Source organism: Arthrobacter sp. C2 (assembly GCA_024207135.1).
In the GTDB taxonomy this organism is placed as follows: Bacteria; Actinomycetota; Actinomycetes; order Actinomycetales; family Micrococcaceae; genus Paeniglutamicibacter.
The window spans coordinates 24,004-39,415 of record CP042428.1 but is presented as its reverse complement, the minus strand read 5'-3'; the positions used below and the strand labels follow the sequence as shown (position 1 = coordinate 39,415).

Genomic DNA, 15,412 nt, shown 5'->3' with positions numbered 1-15,412 from the left:
GCGGATCCCGGCAGGGCCCCCAGCGCCTTGGGTCTCCCCACAGGGGGAACCCCGGGCACCACTTTTCAAGAAAGCCACAGTGGATACGACACCCAGCACTCCCGACCTGGCAACCGCCACCGCCACCTTCCTGCCGCAATACCCCGGCAGCCACCTGGCACCGCAACCCCGGACCCTGATCGACATCCTGGAGGCAAGCGCCGCCGCCCACCCCGAGGCCCCGGCCCTGGATGACGGCGAGCGCTCGTTGACCTACGCGGAACTGCTCCTGGCCATCGAGGAGACCGCCACCCGCCTACGCGCCGCCGGCCTCGGCGCCGGGGACAGGATCGGCATCCGCATCCCGTCGGGCACGCGCGATCTCTACATCGGCATCCTGGCCACCATGAAGATCGGCGCAGCATACGTCCCGGTCGACGCCGACGACCCCGAGGAACGCGCCCAATTGGTCTTCGCGGAGGCCAAGGTCGCCGCGGTCATGGGAGCCAAGGGCAAGATCACCTCCATGCGCACCACCCCGAACCCGGAACCCGCCCGCGAGGCAGGACTGGAGGATGACGCCTGGATCATCTTCACCTCCGGATCCACCGGAACCCCCAAGGGCGTGGCCATCACCCAGCGCTCGGCCGCCGCGTTTGTCGACGCCGAGGCCCGGATCTTCCTGCAGGCCGAACCCCTAGGCCCCGAGGACCGCGTCCTGGCCGGACTTTCGGTGGCCTTCGACGCCTCCTGCGAGGAAATGTGGCTGGCCTGGCGCCACTCCTCCTGCCTCGTGCCCGCCCCGCGCGCGCTGGTGCGCTCCGGCATGGACCTGGGACCCTGGCTGGTGACCCGCGGGGTCACGGTGGTCTCCACCGTCCCCACCCTCGCGGCCCTCTGGCCGCCGGAGGCCCTGGAAAACGTCCGCCTGCTGATCTTCGGCGGCGAGGCCTGCCCACCCGAACTTGCTGCCCGCCTGGCCGTGCAGGGGCGCGAACTGTGGAACACCTACGGCCCCACCGAGGCCACGGTCGTGGCGTGCGCCGCACAGATGGACGGCACCGACCCGGTGCGCATCGGATTGCCGCTCGAGGGCTGGGACCTTGCAGTCGTCGACGCCTCCGGGCTGCCCGTCGCCCCCGGCCAAAGCGGTGAGCTGATCATCGGCGGCGTCGGACTCGGGCGCTACCTGGACCCCGAGAAGGACGCCGAAAAATACGCGCCCTTCGAGACCCTCGGCTGGGAGCGTGCCTACCGTTCCGGCGACCTTGTGCAGGCGGATCCCGAAGGCTTGGTCTTCCTGGGCAGGATGGACGAGCAGGTCAAGCTCGGCGGACGCCGGATCGAACTCGGCGAGATCGATGCGGCGCTCCAGTCCCTGCCCGAGGTCTCCGGTGCCGCGGCAGCGGTGAAGACCACCGCCGCGGGAAACCAGATCCTTGTCGGTTACCTGGCCGCGGACCCGGCCTTTGACACCGCCGCGGCCCGCGAACGGCTGGCCGTGGTGCTCCCTGCGGCATTGATACCGCTGCTTGCGGTCGTGGACACCCTGCCGACCAAAACCAGCGGCAAGGTCGACCGCAATGCACTGCCCTGGCCGCTGCCCGGCGCCAAGGCCACCTCCGATGCCGGGGTCCTGCCGGAGCTCGGCGAGGACGCCACCTGGGTCCTCACCCAGTGGACCCGGGTGTTGGGCACCGAGGTCTCGAGCCTTGATGCGGATTTCTTCGCGTCCGGCGGCGGTTCGCTTTCGGCAGCGCAACTGGTCTCCGCGCTGCGGGTGCGTTATCGCACCGTCACGGTGGGTGAGATCTATTCGCATCCACGCATCGGCTCCCTGCTCGAGGCCCTGGGCACCAGCTCGGGTGTCGAACCGGAGACCCGCGTCGTCGAGCGCACCACCCGGCGCGCCCAGGTCTTCCAGACGCTGATGGGCATCCCCACGTTCATCCTGGTGGGCATGCGCTGGCTGGTGTACCTGGCGGCCGGCAACAATGTCCTGGGCACCCTGGGCGTGTTTTCCGACGCACCGCGGCTCTCCTGGTGGGCTCTTGGCGCACTCTGGCTGGTCTTTGTTTCCTCCCCGGGCCGCATGGTGCTGTCGGTTCTCGCGGCACGCCTGCTCCTGCGCAACCTGAAGCCCGGAAACTACCCGCGCTCGGGCAAGGTGCACCTGCGCCTGTGGATGGCCCAGCAGATCGCCGACCTGGTCGACCCCGTCTCGTTGGGCAGCGCCCACTGGATCCAGCGCTACGCCCGCGCCCTGGGCGCCGACATCGGACACGATGTGCAATTGCACTCGATACCTCCGGTCACCGGATTGCTCACCGTCGGCCGGGGAGCCAACATCGAGCCCGAGGTCGACCTCACCGGCTACTGGATCGACGGGGACCGCCTCATCGTCGGCGCCATCGAGATCGGTGCCGAGGCAAGCGTCGGGGCACGCAGCACGCTGATGCCCGGCTCCGTCGTGTCCGACGGCGTGTCCCTGGCCCCGGGCTCCGCCCTGGCCGGCACCACCAAGGCCTTCTCCTTCTACTCCGGCTCGCCCGCCGAACGCAGCGGCAAGGCCAAGCCCGAATGGCCGCAGGCCCCCATCCGCACCCGCAGGCTCCGCGACGCCCTGTTCGCGATTGCTTCCACGGCCCTCGGCGCCCTGCCCCTGCTGGCCATCCTCGGCGCGGTCGCGGTGGCCGTCTACCTGCTCCGCGGCCAGGAATCGCTGCACGAATCCCTGCTGGCCCTCAGCTACGTCGTGCCCATCGCGGCGCTGACCTGGTTCGGCCTGAACATGCTGCTGGTGCTCATCGCCACCCGGCTGCTGGGCATCGGCCTGCGCGAGGGCTGGCACCGGGTCGACAGCCGGATCGGCTGGCAGGTCTGGGCCACCGAACGCCTGCTGGACATGGCCCGCGACCTGCTCTTCCCACTCTATGCCTCGCTCTTCACCCCCGTCTGGCTGCGCCTGCTCGGTGCCAAGGTCGGGCGCAACGTCGAGGCCTCCACGGTGCTGCTGATCCCCAGGATGACCACCATCGGCGCCGGTGCCTTCCTGGCCGACGACACCATGGTCGCCACCTACGAGCTCGGCGGCGGCTGGATGAAGGTGGGCCGGGCCAAGATCGGCAAGCGCGCCTTCCTGGGCAACTCCGGCATCGCCGGGGCCGGGCGCCGAGTGCCGCGCAACGGGCTTGTCGCGGTGCTCTCGGCAACTCCCGCCAAGGCGAAGGCCGGGACCTCCTGGCTGGGCAGCCCCCCGGTGCGCCTGCGCCGCACGGCGGTGGCATCCGATGACTCGCTCACCTACGCACCGCCGCTGCGCCTGAAGTTTGCCCGCGCCCTGTGGGAACTGTGCCGGTTCGTACCGGTCGTCATCACCGTCGGTGTCGCAGCCCTGGTGCTGGCACTGCTTGATGTCCTGGCCACCGAATACGGCTACCTGGCCGCGGCGCTGCTCAGCGGCGCGGTGATGCTTGTTGCAGGCGCCGTCGCGGCCACCTCCGCAGTGGTGGCCAAGTGGCTGCTGGTGGGTCCCATCCGCCCGGGCGAACACGCCCTGTGGAGCTCTTTCATCTGGCGCAACGAGGTCGTCGACACGTTCATCGAGATGGTCTGCGCACCCTGGTTCGCCCACTCGGCGGCCGGCTCCCCGGCCCTGGTCTGGTGGCTTCGCGCGCTCGGTGCCAAGATCGGCCACGGGGTCTGGTGCGAAAGCTACTGGCTGCCCGAGGCAGACCTGGTGACCCTCGGGGACTCCTCGACGGTCAACCGCGGCACCGTCGTCCAGACCCACCTTTTCCATGACCGGGTCATGGCAATTGATACGGTGGAACTCTCCGCGGGATCCACGATGGGCCCGCACGGGGTCATCCTGCCGGCGGCATCGCTGTCCGCGGGTGCCACCGTGGGCCCGGCGTCGCTGGTGATGCGCGGAGAAACAGTTCCCCCGTCGAGCCACTGGATGGGCAACCCCGTCCAACCCTGGAGCCAGCCGCACGCATGAGTCATTCGTCCCTGAACACCACGGCCGCCACGGCCGCATTCATCCCGGATGCCTACATCCCCCGTTCCGGCAGCGCCGCCTACCGCGTGGAGCACTACGACCTGGACCTGGACTGCAAGCTGGGCGGCAACCGGCTCGACGGACGCGCCACCATCACCGCGGTGGCCGCCGAGACGCTCGAACGGCTCTCCCTCGACCTCTCCGGGCTGCGCGCCTCGCGCATCGCGCTCAACGGGGCAAAGGTCCCGAGGTTCACGCAGAAGGCCGGCAGACTGGAACTGCACCTGCCCTCCCCGGTGTCCGCCGGCGAGGAATTCACCATGGAGATCCGCTACGGCGGGGTCCCGAACGTGCGCCAGGGAACCTGGGGCGAGGTCGGCTGGGAGGAACTCACCGACGGGGTGCTGGTGGCGGGCCAGCCGAACGGTGCCCCCACCTGGTTCCCCTGCAACGACCACCCCAGCCAAAAGGCGACCTACCGCATCAGTGTCAACACCGACGCCGGGTACCGCCCGGTCTGCAACGGGCAGCTGGTGGACCGCCAGCGGCGCGCCAGCCGTGAACGGTGGACCTACGAGGTCCACGAGCCCATGGCCACCTACCTGGCGACCCTGCAGATCGGCCGCTACGAGTTGCGCTCGCTGGCTGGCACCGCCGTCGCAGAAGGCGGGCGGCATGCCGGCGCCCCGGCACCGGTGCCCCAACTGGTGGCTGCCAGCGCCGCCGCACTCCACCGGGTCGCGGCGGCCCTGGCCGACCAGCCGCGAATGATGGAAACCTTCATCGAGGCCTTCGGCCCCTACCCCTTCGCCGACTACACCGTCGTGGTCACCGAGGACGACCTGGAAATCCCGCTCGAGGCCCACGGCATCTCCATCCTGGGCGACAACCACCTGTCCCCGGGCTGGGAACAGCAGCGGCTGATCGCCCACGAACTCTCCCACCAGTGGTTCGGCAATTCACTGACCGTCGGATCGTGGCGGGACATCTGGCTGCACGAGGGATTTGCCTGCTACGCCGAATGGATCTGGTCCGAGGCCGCCGGCGGCCCGAGCGCCGATGCGCGCGCCAGGGACGCCTGGGCATTGCTTGCCTCCCTGGATCAGGACATCGCCATCGGGGACCCCGGGCCCCAAGACATGTTCGATGACCGGGTCTACAAGCGCGGAGCACTGACATTGCACGCCCTGCGCCTGGCGGCCGGGGACCGCGCGTTCTTCGCCATGCTGCGCTCCTGGACCGGGATCTGGCGCCACGGCACCGTCACCTACGCCCTGTTCCGCGACCACGTCGACGCGCACCTGCCCACCGCGGCATCCGCCGCGGATTTCCTGGGGCCCTGGCTATTCGAGAAGGCACTGCCGGTGTTGCCGGCCCCGGCCGAAAGCTGACATCGCGTGGCAACGGCCCGGCCGCTGCCACGGCCGGCTGTTGCGTAGGGTGTGACATGGTCGCCACTCCACCCCTCGGGCCCCCAATGTTCATCTTCCGTTCATCGAGTCCGGATACGGTCAAGCCATGCAATTGCTTGATTTGGCCGCCCACGGCTACTCCATCCGCGACGACGACGATGACGATCCGGTGCTGTTGACCGCCACCGGGGAAGTCGTGGACACCTGGCGCGAGGGCTACCCGTATTCCACGCGCTTGGACCGCGCCCAGTACGACCTGGAGAAGCGGCTGCTGCAGATCGAGCTGCTCAAGCTGCAGGTCTGGATCAAGGCCACCGGCCGCCGCCTCGTGGTGCTCTTCGAGGGCCGCGACGCCGCCGGCAAGGGCGGGACCATCAAGCGCTTCACCGAGCACCTGAACCCCCGCGGCGCCCGCGTCGTGGCGCTGGAGAAGCCCAGCAAGCGCGAATCCACCCAGTGGTTCTTCCAGCGCTACATCTCCCACCTGCCGGCCGCCGGCGAGATGGTCCTCTTCGACCGCTCCTGGTACAACCGCTCGGGCGTGGAGCGGGTCATGCGCTTCTGCACCCGCGAGGAGTTCGACCGCTTCATGCACCAGGCCCCGGCCTTCGAAAAGCAGCTGGTCGACGACGGGATCACGCTGGTGAAGTTCTGGTTCTCGGTCACCCGCAGCGAGCAGCTCACCCGCTTCACCATCCGGCAGATCGACCCGGTGCGGCAGTGGAAGCTCTCCCCCACCGACCTGGCATCGCTGGACAAGTGGGATTCCTACACCGAGGCCAAGGAAGAGACCTTCCGGTCCACCGACACCGAGTGGGCGCCGTGGACCGTGGTGAAGTCCAACGACAAGAAGCGGGCACGGCTCGGGGCGATGCGCCACGTGCTGAGTCTGTTCGACTACGAGGGCAAGGACCACGAGCTGGTCGGGACGCCCGATCCGCTCATCGTCGGTCCGGCCGCCGCCGTCATCGCCGCCGGCGAGGAATTCTAGGCCCCCACAAAGCCTGGGCGCACCCTCCGGTGCCGGCCACAATACCGGAGGGACCCGCCTCGGCGGATGCCGCCTTCACGTCACCGGCGTTCCGCAGCCCGCACCTTGGCCTCGGGCAGCAGCTCGAACTCCGCCCGTGCCGATTCCACGCCGTTGACTTGCAGGCTGATCGCGTGCATGCCCGGATGATAGCGCCTGGTGGTGATCGCCCGGAAGGAATGTTCGCGTCCGACCTCGAATCTTTCGTCCGGCTCGAGGGTTCGGGTGGCCAGCTTGAAGGTCTTGCCTGTCTGCCCGCCGTTGGCCTTGCGGTGGTAGACCGTGTAGTCGATCGCCACGCGCGCGGGCTCGTCGCCGCGGTTGTGCAGCACCGCGCTGAAGTCGATGCTGTGGCCGAACCCGATGCTTGTGCTGCCGAGCACCGGGCCCGCGATGTCGATGGACACCGGCCCGAAACCGAGCAGTTCCAGGGCATGCACATCCCCCTTCTTGACCAGTGTCCGCAGGGCGTGGCGCACCAGGCGCGCCGTGTTCGCATCGGGCTCGGCCAGCCAGCGCCGCGCGGTTTCAACCACCAGGTCCGGGGCATCGCGGCTGAGGTCGTTGAGGTGGTTTGCCACGGACCGGCGCACGTACTCCGCGTCGTCGCGATAGAGCGCATCGAGCACGGGGATCGTCGCTCCCGTCCGTGCGGTGATCTCCGGAACCCTCGTTGACCAAGGCAGATAGGGGCGGGTCCCCTCCGAGGCGAGACGTCGCACATCCACGTCCTCCGAGGCTGTCCAGCCCTGGACGAGCTCGAGCGCACGGTCCAGGTTGTGGCGCAGCAGGGTGCGGATGGCGAATTCGGCGCTGAGCCGCCCGGTGAGTTCGGCCAGCAATGCCATCGCGTCGTCAAAGGCCTCTCGTGTGTCTTCCGTGACGGCCTTGGCGGCGATGGCCGAGGTGACCGGCCAGATCAGCCAGCCGCGGAATGCCGCGTCTTCGCTCGCCGCGCGTATCGTGCCGGCCAGCGCGGCGTAGTCCCCCTGCAGGTCGCTGAGCAGGGCGTCGCGCAGCGTATCGGCCCGCTCGCGCAAACCCAGTGTTTCGATCAAGGGCACGGCAAGGTGCAGCGCGGGCAGGCCCGCGTCCGGGACCACGGTCCCCACGGCCCCTATGAGGTCCCGGGCAGTCGACTCGTTGATCAATTGGTCGGCAAATGGCATGTGTTGGTCTTTCCGCGGGTTGTTTGGCGGTGTCCCGGCACCCGGAACGAGGATCGATGTCGCGCATCCGCTGGCTGATGCCGACATTGTCCCTTGCCAGGTTGGTGGTTTCGGCACCGGAGGATTCCGGGCGCTTCGGGGCAGCTCGGTCATGTCTTGCCTGTTGGTGGAATCCGGAGCATCCGGCACCTATCCATCATGGATCATCCTGGCTCGCCGTGGAAAGGCCATCGGCAGCCCCGGGCTTTGGACGTAGCGGCGGATCGAGGGTCGCATCTCCAGTTGTTTCGGAAGTTCGCGGATGAAAAAGACTACGGGAAACCTGGCGCCGGCGACGAACCAGCCGCCGCGGCCGTCTTTGTCCAGTGCCAGCGGCGCCAAAGCAAAGTCCTTTTGGCTTTCCCCGCAACTACACCGTTGGCTCACGTTTCCAGTTTCCTTGCTGAATAGCTCAACGTGAAAATGATGTTGACGTCCACCGTTGGTCAAGCACCTTCGCACACTGGATCCCCGCCCAGGGCGACCTTCCCCTCTTGAAAGCACGTCGCACGAGCCGGGTGGCGGCCATGCATTGCCGGACTCCGCAGCAACGGGTGCCGGTGAACACGACATGGCGAGGCGAGCACGCGAATGGATGTTTAGAAGGTACATTTCCCACCTGTCCGGGAGCTCGCGGCGACATCGGGCTTTGTATGATGTTCCCATGGCTGCTCCCCGGATCTACGTCAATTTTCCCGGCACCGCGCGTGAAGCCCTCGGCTTCTACGCGGAAATCTTCGGCGGAAAACTCTCCTTGTACACGTACAAGGAGTTTGGCCGCACCGACGGTCCCCCGGATGCCATTGCCCATGGACAGCTGGAAGGGATCGTTGCCGTGGCCGGATCGGATACGCCCCAGGGAGGCAAAAGCGTCAAGTTCGAAGGCATCATGCTGTCGCTGCTGGGAACCGCCGCCCCGGCCACCCTCCACGCGTGGTTCGACAAGCTCGCGGTGAACGGCACCGTGGTGGATCCGCTTTCCCCCAAACCTTGGGGAGCCTCCGATGGCCAGGTCGTGGATCGCCATGGCCTGCACTGGCTCATCGGCTACGAACCGGAGTCCCAAGTCCCCCGCTGATGCCTCCGTCGCGCGAGCGGATCCTGATTCCGATACCCCGCTGTTCGAGATCCCGGTGCCGAGTGCCTTGCGTCCGGTCCGCGGAACCGTGGCGTAGCACGTTCCGCCCCGATGGGTGCACACTTGTCCCAGACGCCGGGCTTCACCGGGCCGCCGCCAGGGAAGGACCAGGGGAAATGGACAGGGAAACGTTGCGCGGCAGGCAGCGCCCGCTCAAGCAGCTGTACCGCGAACAGCCCGGGGCCGGAATCATCACGCTGCGCGCCAGCGGGGCCGTGGGCGGCGACGGGGTCTCCTGCTCCGTGCAGACCGGCCAGGCACTGGTGGCAGCCGGCCTTCATCCGGCGACCGGCGGGGACGGAACCCTGGCATGCTCCGGCGACCTGTTGCTGCAGGCACTGGTGGCCTGCGCCGGGGTCACCCTGGCTGCCGTCGCAACCAACCGCGGGCTTGCGGTGGCCGGGACCATCCGGGCCGAGGGGGAACTGGACGTGCGCGGCACCCTGGGTCTGGACCCTGAGGTCCCGGTGGGATTCCGGTCCATCAGGTTGGCCTTCGAGCTGGACACGGACGCAGACCCCCAAGCGGTTGAAGGGCTGATCGCCACCACGGAAAAGTACTGCGTAGTGCTCCAGACACTGCGCTCCGCGCTGCATGTCGAGACCGTCCTCGAGCGCTCGGCAGCCGGTTCCTAGTCCCGCTCCCCCGCTGCCGGGCCGAGCATCCGGTGCGCCAGGTCCTGGTGTGCCAGTCTGCGCATCGCGGCCAAGATCGGTTCGTAGACCGCGGTGCCGAGCACCGAGTACTCCACGGCACGGGACGTGTCGTCACCGGGCAGCTGGGCCAGGTCGATTTCGGCGATCGCCATCACGTGCCGGGCGTAGCCGTGCAGGCGTTCGGTCCCCATGGGCATTCCCACGGATTCGGCTGCTGCGAGCCCGCGCTCCAGCTGGGCCACCGCCGCGTAGCCGGGGTCGTAGAGCTGGCCGATCTCCGCGAGCGCGGCCCGGGCCCGTGGATAGTCGGCGCCGGGGTCCGCTTCCACGGCCGGGGGAAGTACCTCGATCGCGCGGCCCAACGTGCGGAAGCGATCGGGCTCCGGTTCGTCGATGAGCCCCAGGATGGTGCGCACCGACGCCAACGGCAGGCCAACGACCTCGGTGAGCGCGCGGATCAGCGCCAGCCGGCGCACGTGCTCCTCGCCGTAAATTGCCGTGGTCGCCCCGGTCGACTCCCCCGGGGCCAGCAGCCCTTCACGCAGGTAGTACTTCACCGTCGCCAGCGGCACCCCCGAGCGCTGGAGAAGCTCGGACATCTTCATGTGAAACCCCTTGCATTGGATAGTTCAGGTATCTACCTTAGATAGTACAACTATCCAATCGGGTTCGAAAGGAACCACTCCCATGGAACCGAGCACGCTGATCCTTGCCGGAATCCTGCTTCTGGCCCTCATCACCGTCGAATCGGGCGGCGTTTTCCTCGTCCGCGTCGCCGCCGGCGGGGTACCCGCCAACGCCCTGCAGAAATCCTGGTACCGCGCCGGGCACGCGCACGCCGCGGTCCTGCTGGTCCTGTCCCTGGCGATCCTCGCCTTCGCGGACCAGCTCGACGTGCCGGGCTGGGTCGGCTGGATCGCGCGCTCGGGTGTCCCGATCGCCGCGATCCTGATGCCCGCCGGGTTCTTCCTCTCGGTGCTCGGGAAAGACCCGGAGAAGCCCAGCCGGCTGTCGCTGCTGATCGGTCTCGGCGCGGCTTCCCTCACCGCCGGACTGCTGGCCGCCGGGATCGGGGCGATCACCACCGGGGCCGGTTCCGCCTGAGGAAACGCGGAAGGTCGTCCGCACCCCCAAACCTGCTACGGGTGCGGCAGGTTCGTGGCCTGGTCGATCCACCAGGCTCGATGACCTGTCCACAGTCCTGCGGACGGTGGGCCCGCTGGCCCACGGATCGGTCCATGCTGGGATTCCCCCACCGAATACCCAAGGACGGCCATGACCACGACCAGCAAGCAATTGCGCCGCAAGCACCGCAAGTCCCCGAAGCCACGGCGGCAGGGCCCCCACCCGTCGCGCGCCTCGGGATTGGAACGGCTCTACGCCCTGGAACCTGCCTACATTGCTTGGAGATCCCGCGCCGTGCTGCCCGACCAGGCCCACGACGACTGGGCCGGATTGCTTGTCTTGCTGGAGGCCTACGCCAAAATCTGGCCGTTCAATGCTCCCGACGCATTCGACCCGAAATCCTTCGCCGCGATGCTGAACGCCATCCGCCGCATTTCCGGCGAAGCGGCCCACCAAACCCTGAATCGCCTGGATGGCTACCTGCACTTCCTGAATGACAACGGCCGGTGGCATCGCGGAAGCGAGGTCTTCGACCTGCTGCATATGCTGGTCCTGGTGCGTGTTCCCGGCCCCACCCATCGACGCACACCCCGTGAATGCCCGCTCGACATCCCTGAGAGACACGGCCACGGCATAGCCCTCGTACAATGGGCCGCCTATCTCCTGGACGAGATGCTCGAGGGGAGGTTCATCCCGGAGGTCACCGAATCGCTTGCCTTTCCGGTCGCGGACCCTGCCGGCCCCATTCTGCTGGCGCCGGGTCTCTACCCGCTGCCGCTTTCGATATTCATGGACCTTTTCACTGCCATGGACGAAGCAGATCTCTTCGAAACCGATGAAGGCGAAAGCGCCTGGAACGAGGAGGAATGCGTCGAGGAGGTCGGGGAGAACGACGGTGAGCCGTATCCCACCCATGCGGGGATGGCCCTGCTGCAGGACGATCATCCTCGAAACCACGATGCCATCCGCAGCCTGCTGACGGCCTACCTGCAAATACTGGCCTTGGGGCATGCCACACCCGCGTCCGGGGTGGCCGGGCTGCGGCGGGCCGAAAGGTTTATCTCCGTCCTCGGCGACGCGGCCGTCGAACCATCGACCGCCAAGGCCCACGGGGAAACCAGCTTGCTGAGTCTCGGAGAGGACATCCGGGACCGGCCGGCGGACCGTTTCGGGGAAATCTCCGCATCCATCCTCGCGTGCCTGGAAGCCGGAGTCCTGGAATACGTCGACGGCATTCTCGTCGCCCAGACCGTTGTGCGTGAGGCCATCCAGGACCTGCGCGATGAATATGCGGGGTGACCTGCATTGGCCCGCGCCCCGGACACCTCCAGGACCTGAAACACCAAGGGATCCCGGATCCTGTCACGAGTTCCCTGGCATCCTCGGGCTGCTTCGCCCTTCGCTGCCGCACTCATCGGGGGTCGCTATCCGAATCATGACCGGGGAACTTAATTTCACGCAACGGCTTCGAAGCGGAGCCTGAGTCCAAGGACCTTGACCCCCTTGACGATGGTGGCGAAGCCCGGGTTGCCGTCGGCCGAAAGCGCCTCGTACAGACCCTCGCGGCTCATCCCGACGCGGCGTGCGAGTTCGCTGAGATTGCCGGAACGCGCAATTGTGCCCAGCGCCTGGGCGACCATGGCGGGATCGTCGCCCTCTTCCAGTGCTGCTTCAAGATAAGCAGCAGCGTCCTCTTGATCGTTGAGGTAGTCCGCACCGTCAGAGGGGCTAAAGACTTCGGTTGCTTTGCCCATTGTTCTTCCATTCATCGGCGATTCCGTATGCGTCGTTGCTATCGCTCCCCTGGCTCGATTTGCTGCCTCCGCAAAGCAACAGGATCAATCGATCTCCATCACGAGGGAAATACACCCGGTATCCCGGGCCAACATCAATCCGCAATTCCAAGATCCCCGGCCCGACAGGTTTCACGCCACCCGGATTTCCCGCGGCCAGGCGATCGATCCTCGCCGTGACGCGCGCGGCGGCTCGACGATCCCCCAAACCGGATCGCCAGCGGCAGAAGGTCTCACTCTTGAGAGTCTCGATCACATGTCAACTGCAGTTCACAATTCAATGGTCGGCAACGCCAGCTCCACTGCGGAATTTCAGTTCCTGGCAGGTAGGTATTTTGTTCGGCGGCTGCCGGAGACAGTCCTGTCGGGTTCCCTGCCGGCACTGCGGTCCTTCGCCGGAGAAACCAGCAGGAACATCCTGGATCGATCCGGAATCTGGAACTTAACAGGTCAGGGGGCCGGCAACCCCACCACAAAAGCGGTGAATGGTTGCCGACCCCCTACCGGATCAGATGTTGCGTGGCTTAGCGCTGCACGGCACCGAAACGCTCGGCCGCCAGGGCCACCGCGGCGGCTCGCGCCTCGGAGGCCTCGTCCGCGGTCAGCGTGCGGTCGTTGGCGCGGAAGCGCAGGCCGAAGGCCAGCGACTTCTTGCCCTCCTCGATGCCGGTGCCGGAGTACACGTCGAACAGCGCAATGTCCTCGAGCAGTTCTCCGGCACCCTCGCGCAGGGTCTCCAGCACGTCCGAGGCCACCACGGCCGAGTCAACGACCAGCGCGACATCCTGGGTGGAGATCGGGAAGGTGGAGATGTGCTTGGCCACGATCACGTCGGCGGCCGCCTCGAAGAGCTCGTCCGCGTTGATTTCCATGGCCACGGTGCGCTCGGGCAAATCGAGCTCGGCCAGCAGTTTCGGGTGCAGCTCGCCGGCGTAGCCGACGTGCGTTCCGTTGCGCAGTGCCAGGGCCGCGGTGCGGCCCGGGTGGAACGCCTGGTGCGCGCCCTGCGACACGACGACCTCCACGCCCAGCACGTCGCCGACCAGCTTGGCCACGTCCAGGGCGTCGGCCCAGTCGTAGGCACGCGGCACGTGCGCGGCGGCCACGGGCGAATCGTGCCCGGTCAGCACGGCGGCAAGGTGCGTCGGCTGGTGCGGCAGCCCGTTGTACAGCGCGTCCAGTTCCTCGTCCGAGGGCCTGGCCCCCAGCGGAGGAATGGTGGCGGTGCCCAGGGTCTCGCCCGGCAGGAACACCTGGCCGGCCTCGTACAGGGCCACGTCTCGGAAGCCGCGGCCGTGGTTGCGCCGGGCAATGCCCAGCAGCCCCGGCAGGATCGAGGTGCGCATGAAGCCGAATTCGCTGGACATCGGGTTGTTCAGCTTCACCGCCGGAACCTCGCCGGCCTCCGCGGCACCGAAGGTGTTGTTCTGCGCCTTGGTGACGAACGGGTAGGACAACACCTCGGTCAGCCCGGCGTCGGCCAGGGACTGCACCACGCGGCGGCGCTGGGACTGCACGCGGGAGTAGCCGCGGCCCGGAGGGGCCGTGGGCAGCGTCGCCGGGATCAGGTCGTAGCCGACCAGGCGGGCGATTTCCTCGACCAGGTCCTGCTTGGTCGCCAGGTCCGGGCGCCAGGTCGGCGCGGTGACGCGGTATCCGCCCTGGACGGTCTCGATCTGCGCCCCGATTTCGCCCAGGGACCAGGTGACCTGGTCCTCGGTGTACTCGATGCCGATCAGTGCCGAGGCGAACCCGTCCGGCAGCTCGATCACGACGGGTTCCGGTGCGGTGCCCTCGTCGGTGACCAGCGTGGTGGCGGTGCCGCCGGCCAGCTGGACCAGCAGGTCCACGGCGCGCTGGGCCGCCACGTCGGCGATCTTCCAGTCCACTCCGCGTTCGAAGCGCTTCGAGGCCTCGGAGGGCAGCTTGTGGCGGCGGCGCGAGCGGGCGATGGTGATCGGCTCGAAGTGCGCGGCCTCGATCAGCACCGTGCTGGTCGCGGCGGAGACCTCGGTGGAGGCCCCGCCCATGACCCCGGCAATGCCGATGGCGCCGGACTCGTCGGTGATCAGCAGGTCCTCGACGTGCAGCTTGCGTTCCTTGGCGTCCAGCGTCACCAGGGTCTCACCGGCGTTGGCGCGGCGCACCGTGATGGCCCCGGTCAGCTTGTCCGCATCGTAGAAGTGCAGCGGCTGGCCGAGTTCGAGCATTACGTAATTGGAGATGTCCACGACCAGGGAGATCGAGCGCATGCCGGCCAGGCTCAGCCGGCTGGCCATCCACGGCGGGGTCGGCAGTGCCGGGTTCACGTTGGTGACGGTTCGGGTGACGAACCTGTCGCAGCCGTCCTTGCCGTAGATGCCCGCGGCGTCCTTGAGCTTGACCGGGTGGCCGGGTCCGGTGGCAGCATCCACGGTCACCAGCGAGGCCGGATCCGTGAAGGGCGTGTTGGTGGCGTGCGCGAATTCTCGGGCCACGCCGCGGATCGAGAACGCGTAGGAGCGGTCCGGGGTGACATTGATTTCGGCGGCCTGGTCGTAGAGGCCCAGCAGCTCCATCGCGTCGGTGCCGATCTCCGGGTCAAGGCCCAGGCGGGAGAGCACGATGATGCCGTCGTGGTCGTCTCCGATGCCCAGCTCGCGGGAGGAGGCGATCATGCCGGCCGAGAGGTGGCCGTAGGTCTTCCGGGCGCTGATGGCGAAGTTTCCGGGCAGCACGGCGCCGGGAAGCGTGACGACGACCTTGTCGCCCTCGACGAAGTTGTGCGCGCCGCAGATGATGCCCTGCACGCCCGAGGGATCGATGCCCTCGTTCACCAGGGTCTGCTCGGTGCCCTCGGGGACGACGCGGACCTGGCACCAGTTGATGGTCTTGCCGTTGGTCTGCTCCTCCTTGACGATGGAGAGCACCTGGCCGACCACGATCGGGCCGGAGATCTCGTCGGTGGGACGGTGCACGTCCTCTTCCTCGAGGCCCACCTTGACCAGTTCGGCCATGACGTCTTCGGCCGAGGCATCGGCCGGTACCTGCGCGTATTCGCGCAGCCATGAAAGGGGAATACGCATGTC

At 67.8% G+C, this 15,412-nt stretch carries 13 protein-coding genes; 7 read left to right on the top strand and 6 right to left on the bottom strand.

What is annotated here, in order from left to right; genetic code table 11:
* Window positions 1–79: 79 nt before the first annotated feature.
* The 3 genes from FPY90_RS00195 to ppk2 all read left to right on the top strand — a co-directional run bounded on the left by FPY90_RS00195 (window position 80) and on the right by ppk2 (window position 6,385).
* Window positions 80–3,982 carry a Pls/PosA family non-ribosomal peptide synthetase gene (locus FPY90_RS00195; protein ID WP_498683191.1) on the top strand — a complete coding sequence of 1,301 codons (3,903 nt, stop codon included), beginning with the start codon at window positions 80–82 and terminating at the stop codon, window positions 3,980–3,982.
* Complete coding sequence (locus FPY90_RS00190; protein WP_498683189.1) at window positions 3,979–5,373, top strand: M1 family metallopeptidase; 1,395 nt, start codon at window positions 3,979–3,981, stop codon at window positions 5,371–5,373. Before FPY90_RS00195 ends, FPY90_RS00190 begins: the two co-directional genes overlap by 4 nt.
* Window positions 5,374–5,500: 127 nt before the next feature.
* Window positions 5,501–6,385, top strand: a complete 885-nt coding sequence (ppk2, locus tag FPY90_RS00185; RefSeq protein ID WP_175475510.1) for a polyphosphate kinase 2 — start codon at window positions 5,501–5,503, stop codon at window positions 6,383–6,385.
* A gap of 80 nt (window positions 6,386–6,465) precedes the next feature.
* Here ppk2 and FPY90_RS00180 read toward each other — a convergent pair whose 3' ends face one another.
* Window positions 6,466–7,593, bottom strand: coding sequence for a DNA alkylation repair protein (locus tag FPY90_RS00180; protein ID WP_498683187.1), 1,128 nt, complete (start codon window positions 7,591–7,593; stop codon window positions 6,466–6,468).
* Between the two features lie 189 nt (window positions 7,594–7,782).
* Window positions 7,783–8,082 (bottom strand): hypothetical protein, encoded by a 300-nt coding sequence (locus FPY90_RS00175; RefSeq protein ID WP_498683185.1) that lies wholly within the window; start codon window positions 8,080–8,082, stop codon window positions 7,783–7,785.
* 214 nt (window positions 8,083–8,296) lie between these two features.
* Between FPY90_RS00175 and FPY90_RS00170 the strand changes: the two genes are divergently transcribed.
* A complete protein-coding gene (locus FPY90_RS00170) occupies window positions 8,297–8,710 on the top strand; it encodes a VOC family protein (protein WP_498683184.1) in 414 nt (137 codons plus the stop codon).
* A 176-nt stretch (window positions 8,711–8,886) separates the two neighbouring features.
* Window positions 8,887–9,405: an OsmC family protein gene (locus FPY90_RS00165; RefSeq protein ID WP_498683183.1), complete on the top strand. Its 519-nt coding sequence runs from the start codon at window positions 8,887–8,889 to the stop codon at window positions 9,403–9,405.
* Here the strand turns inward: FPY90_RS00165 and FPY90_RS00160 are convergent.
* Window positions 9,402–10,031, bottom strand: a complete 630-nt coding sequence (locus tag FPY90_RS00160) for a MerR family transcriptional regulator (protein ID WP_498683182.1) — start codon at window positions 10,029–10,031, stop codon at window positions 9,402–9,404. The two genes, FPY90_RS00165 and FPY90_RS00160, sit on opposite strands and share 4 nt — an antisense overlap.
* Window positions 10,032–10,113: 82 nt before the next feature.
* Here FPY90_RS00160 and FPY90_RS00155 point away from each other — a divergent pair, with 82 nt between their 5' ends.
* Window positions 10,114–10,530, top strand: coding sequence for a hypothetical protein (locus tag FPY90_RS00155; RefSeq protein WP_498683181.1), 417 nt, complete (start codon window positions 10,114–10,116; stop codon window positions 10,528–10,530).
* A 315-nt stretch (window positions 10,531–10,845) separates the two neighbouring features.
* Entirely contained in the window at window positions 10,846–11,850 is a 1,005-nt protein-coding gene (locus FPY90_RS00150) for a hypothetical protein (protein ID WP_498683180.1), read from the top strand.
* A gap of 155 nt (window positions 11,851–12,005) precedes the next feature.
* Here the strand turns inward: FPY90_RS00150 and FPY90_RS00145 are convergent, their stop codons facing one another.
* The 3 genes from FPY90_RS00145 to pheT all read right to left on the bottom strand — a co-directional run bounded on the left by FPY90_RS00145 (window position 12,006) and on the right by pheT (window position 15,409).
* Window positions 12,006–12,305: an addiction module antidote protein gene (locus FPY90_RS00145; RefSeq protein ID WP_498683179.1), complete on the bottom strand. Its 300-nt coding sequence runs from the start codon at window positions 12,303–12,305 to the stop codon at window positions 12,006–12,008.
* Complete coding sequence (locus FPY90_RS00140; RefSeq protein WP_498683178.1) at window positions 12,280–12,600, bottom strand: type II toxin-antitoxin system RelE/ParE family toxin; 321 nt, start codon at window positions 12,598–12,600, stop codon at window positions 12,280–12,282. The genes FPY90_RS00145 and FPY90_RS00140 overlap by 26 nt, the downstream gene beginning before the upstream one ends.
* A 268-nt stretch (window positions 12,601–12,868) precedes the next feature.
* Window positions 12,869–15,409, bottom strand: coding sequence for a phenylalanine--tRNA ligase subunit beta (pheT, locus tag FPY90_RS00135; protein WP_498683177.1), 2,541 nt, complete (start codon window positions 15,407–15,409; stop codon window positions 12,869–12,871).
* Between the last annotated feature and the right edge of the window lie 3 nt (window positions 15,410–15,412).

Coding starts and splice junctions, on each gene's coding strand:
- FPY90_RS00190 (WP_498683189.1), top strand. CDS start 3,979: ATGAGTCATTCGTCCCTGAACACCACGGCCGCCACGGCCGCATTCATC.
- ppk2 (WP_175475510.1), top strand. CDS start 5,501: ATGCAATTGCTTGATTTGGCCGCCCACGGCTACTCCATCCGCGACGAC.
- FPY90_RS00180 (WP_498683187.1), bottom strand. CDS start 7,593: ATGCCATTTGCCGACCAATTGATCAACGAGTCGACTGCCCGGGACCTC.
- FPY90_RS00170 (WP_498683184.1), top strand. CDS start 8,297: ATGGCTGCTCCCCGGATCTACGTCAATTTTCCCGGCACCGCGCGTGAA.
- FPY90_RS00165 (WP_498683183.1), top strand. CDS start 8,887: ATGGACAGGGAAACGTTGCGCGGCAGGCAGCGCCCGCTCAAGCAGCTG.
- FPY90_RS00160 (WP_498683182.1), bottom strand. CDS start 10,031: ATGAAGATGTCCGAGCTTCTCCAGCGCTCGGGGGTGCCGCTGGCGACG.
- FPY90_RS00155 (WP_498683181.1), top strand. CDS start 10,114: ATGGAACCGAGCACGCTGATCCTTGCCGGAATCCTGCTTCTGGCCCTC.
- FPY90_RS00145 (WP_498683179.1), bottom strand. CDS start 12,305: ATGGGCAAAGCAACCGAAGTCTTTAGCCCCTCTGACGGTGCGGACTAC.
- pheT (WP_498683177.1), bottom strand. CDS start 15,409: ATGCGTATTCCCCTTTCATGGCTGCGCGAATACGCGCAGGTACCGGCC.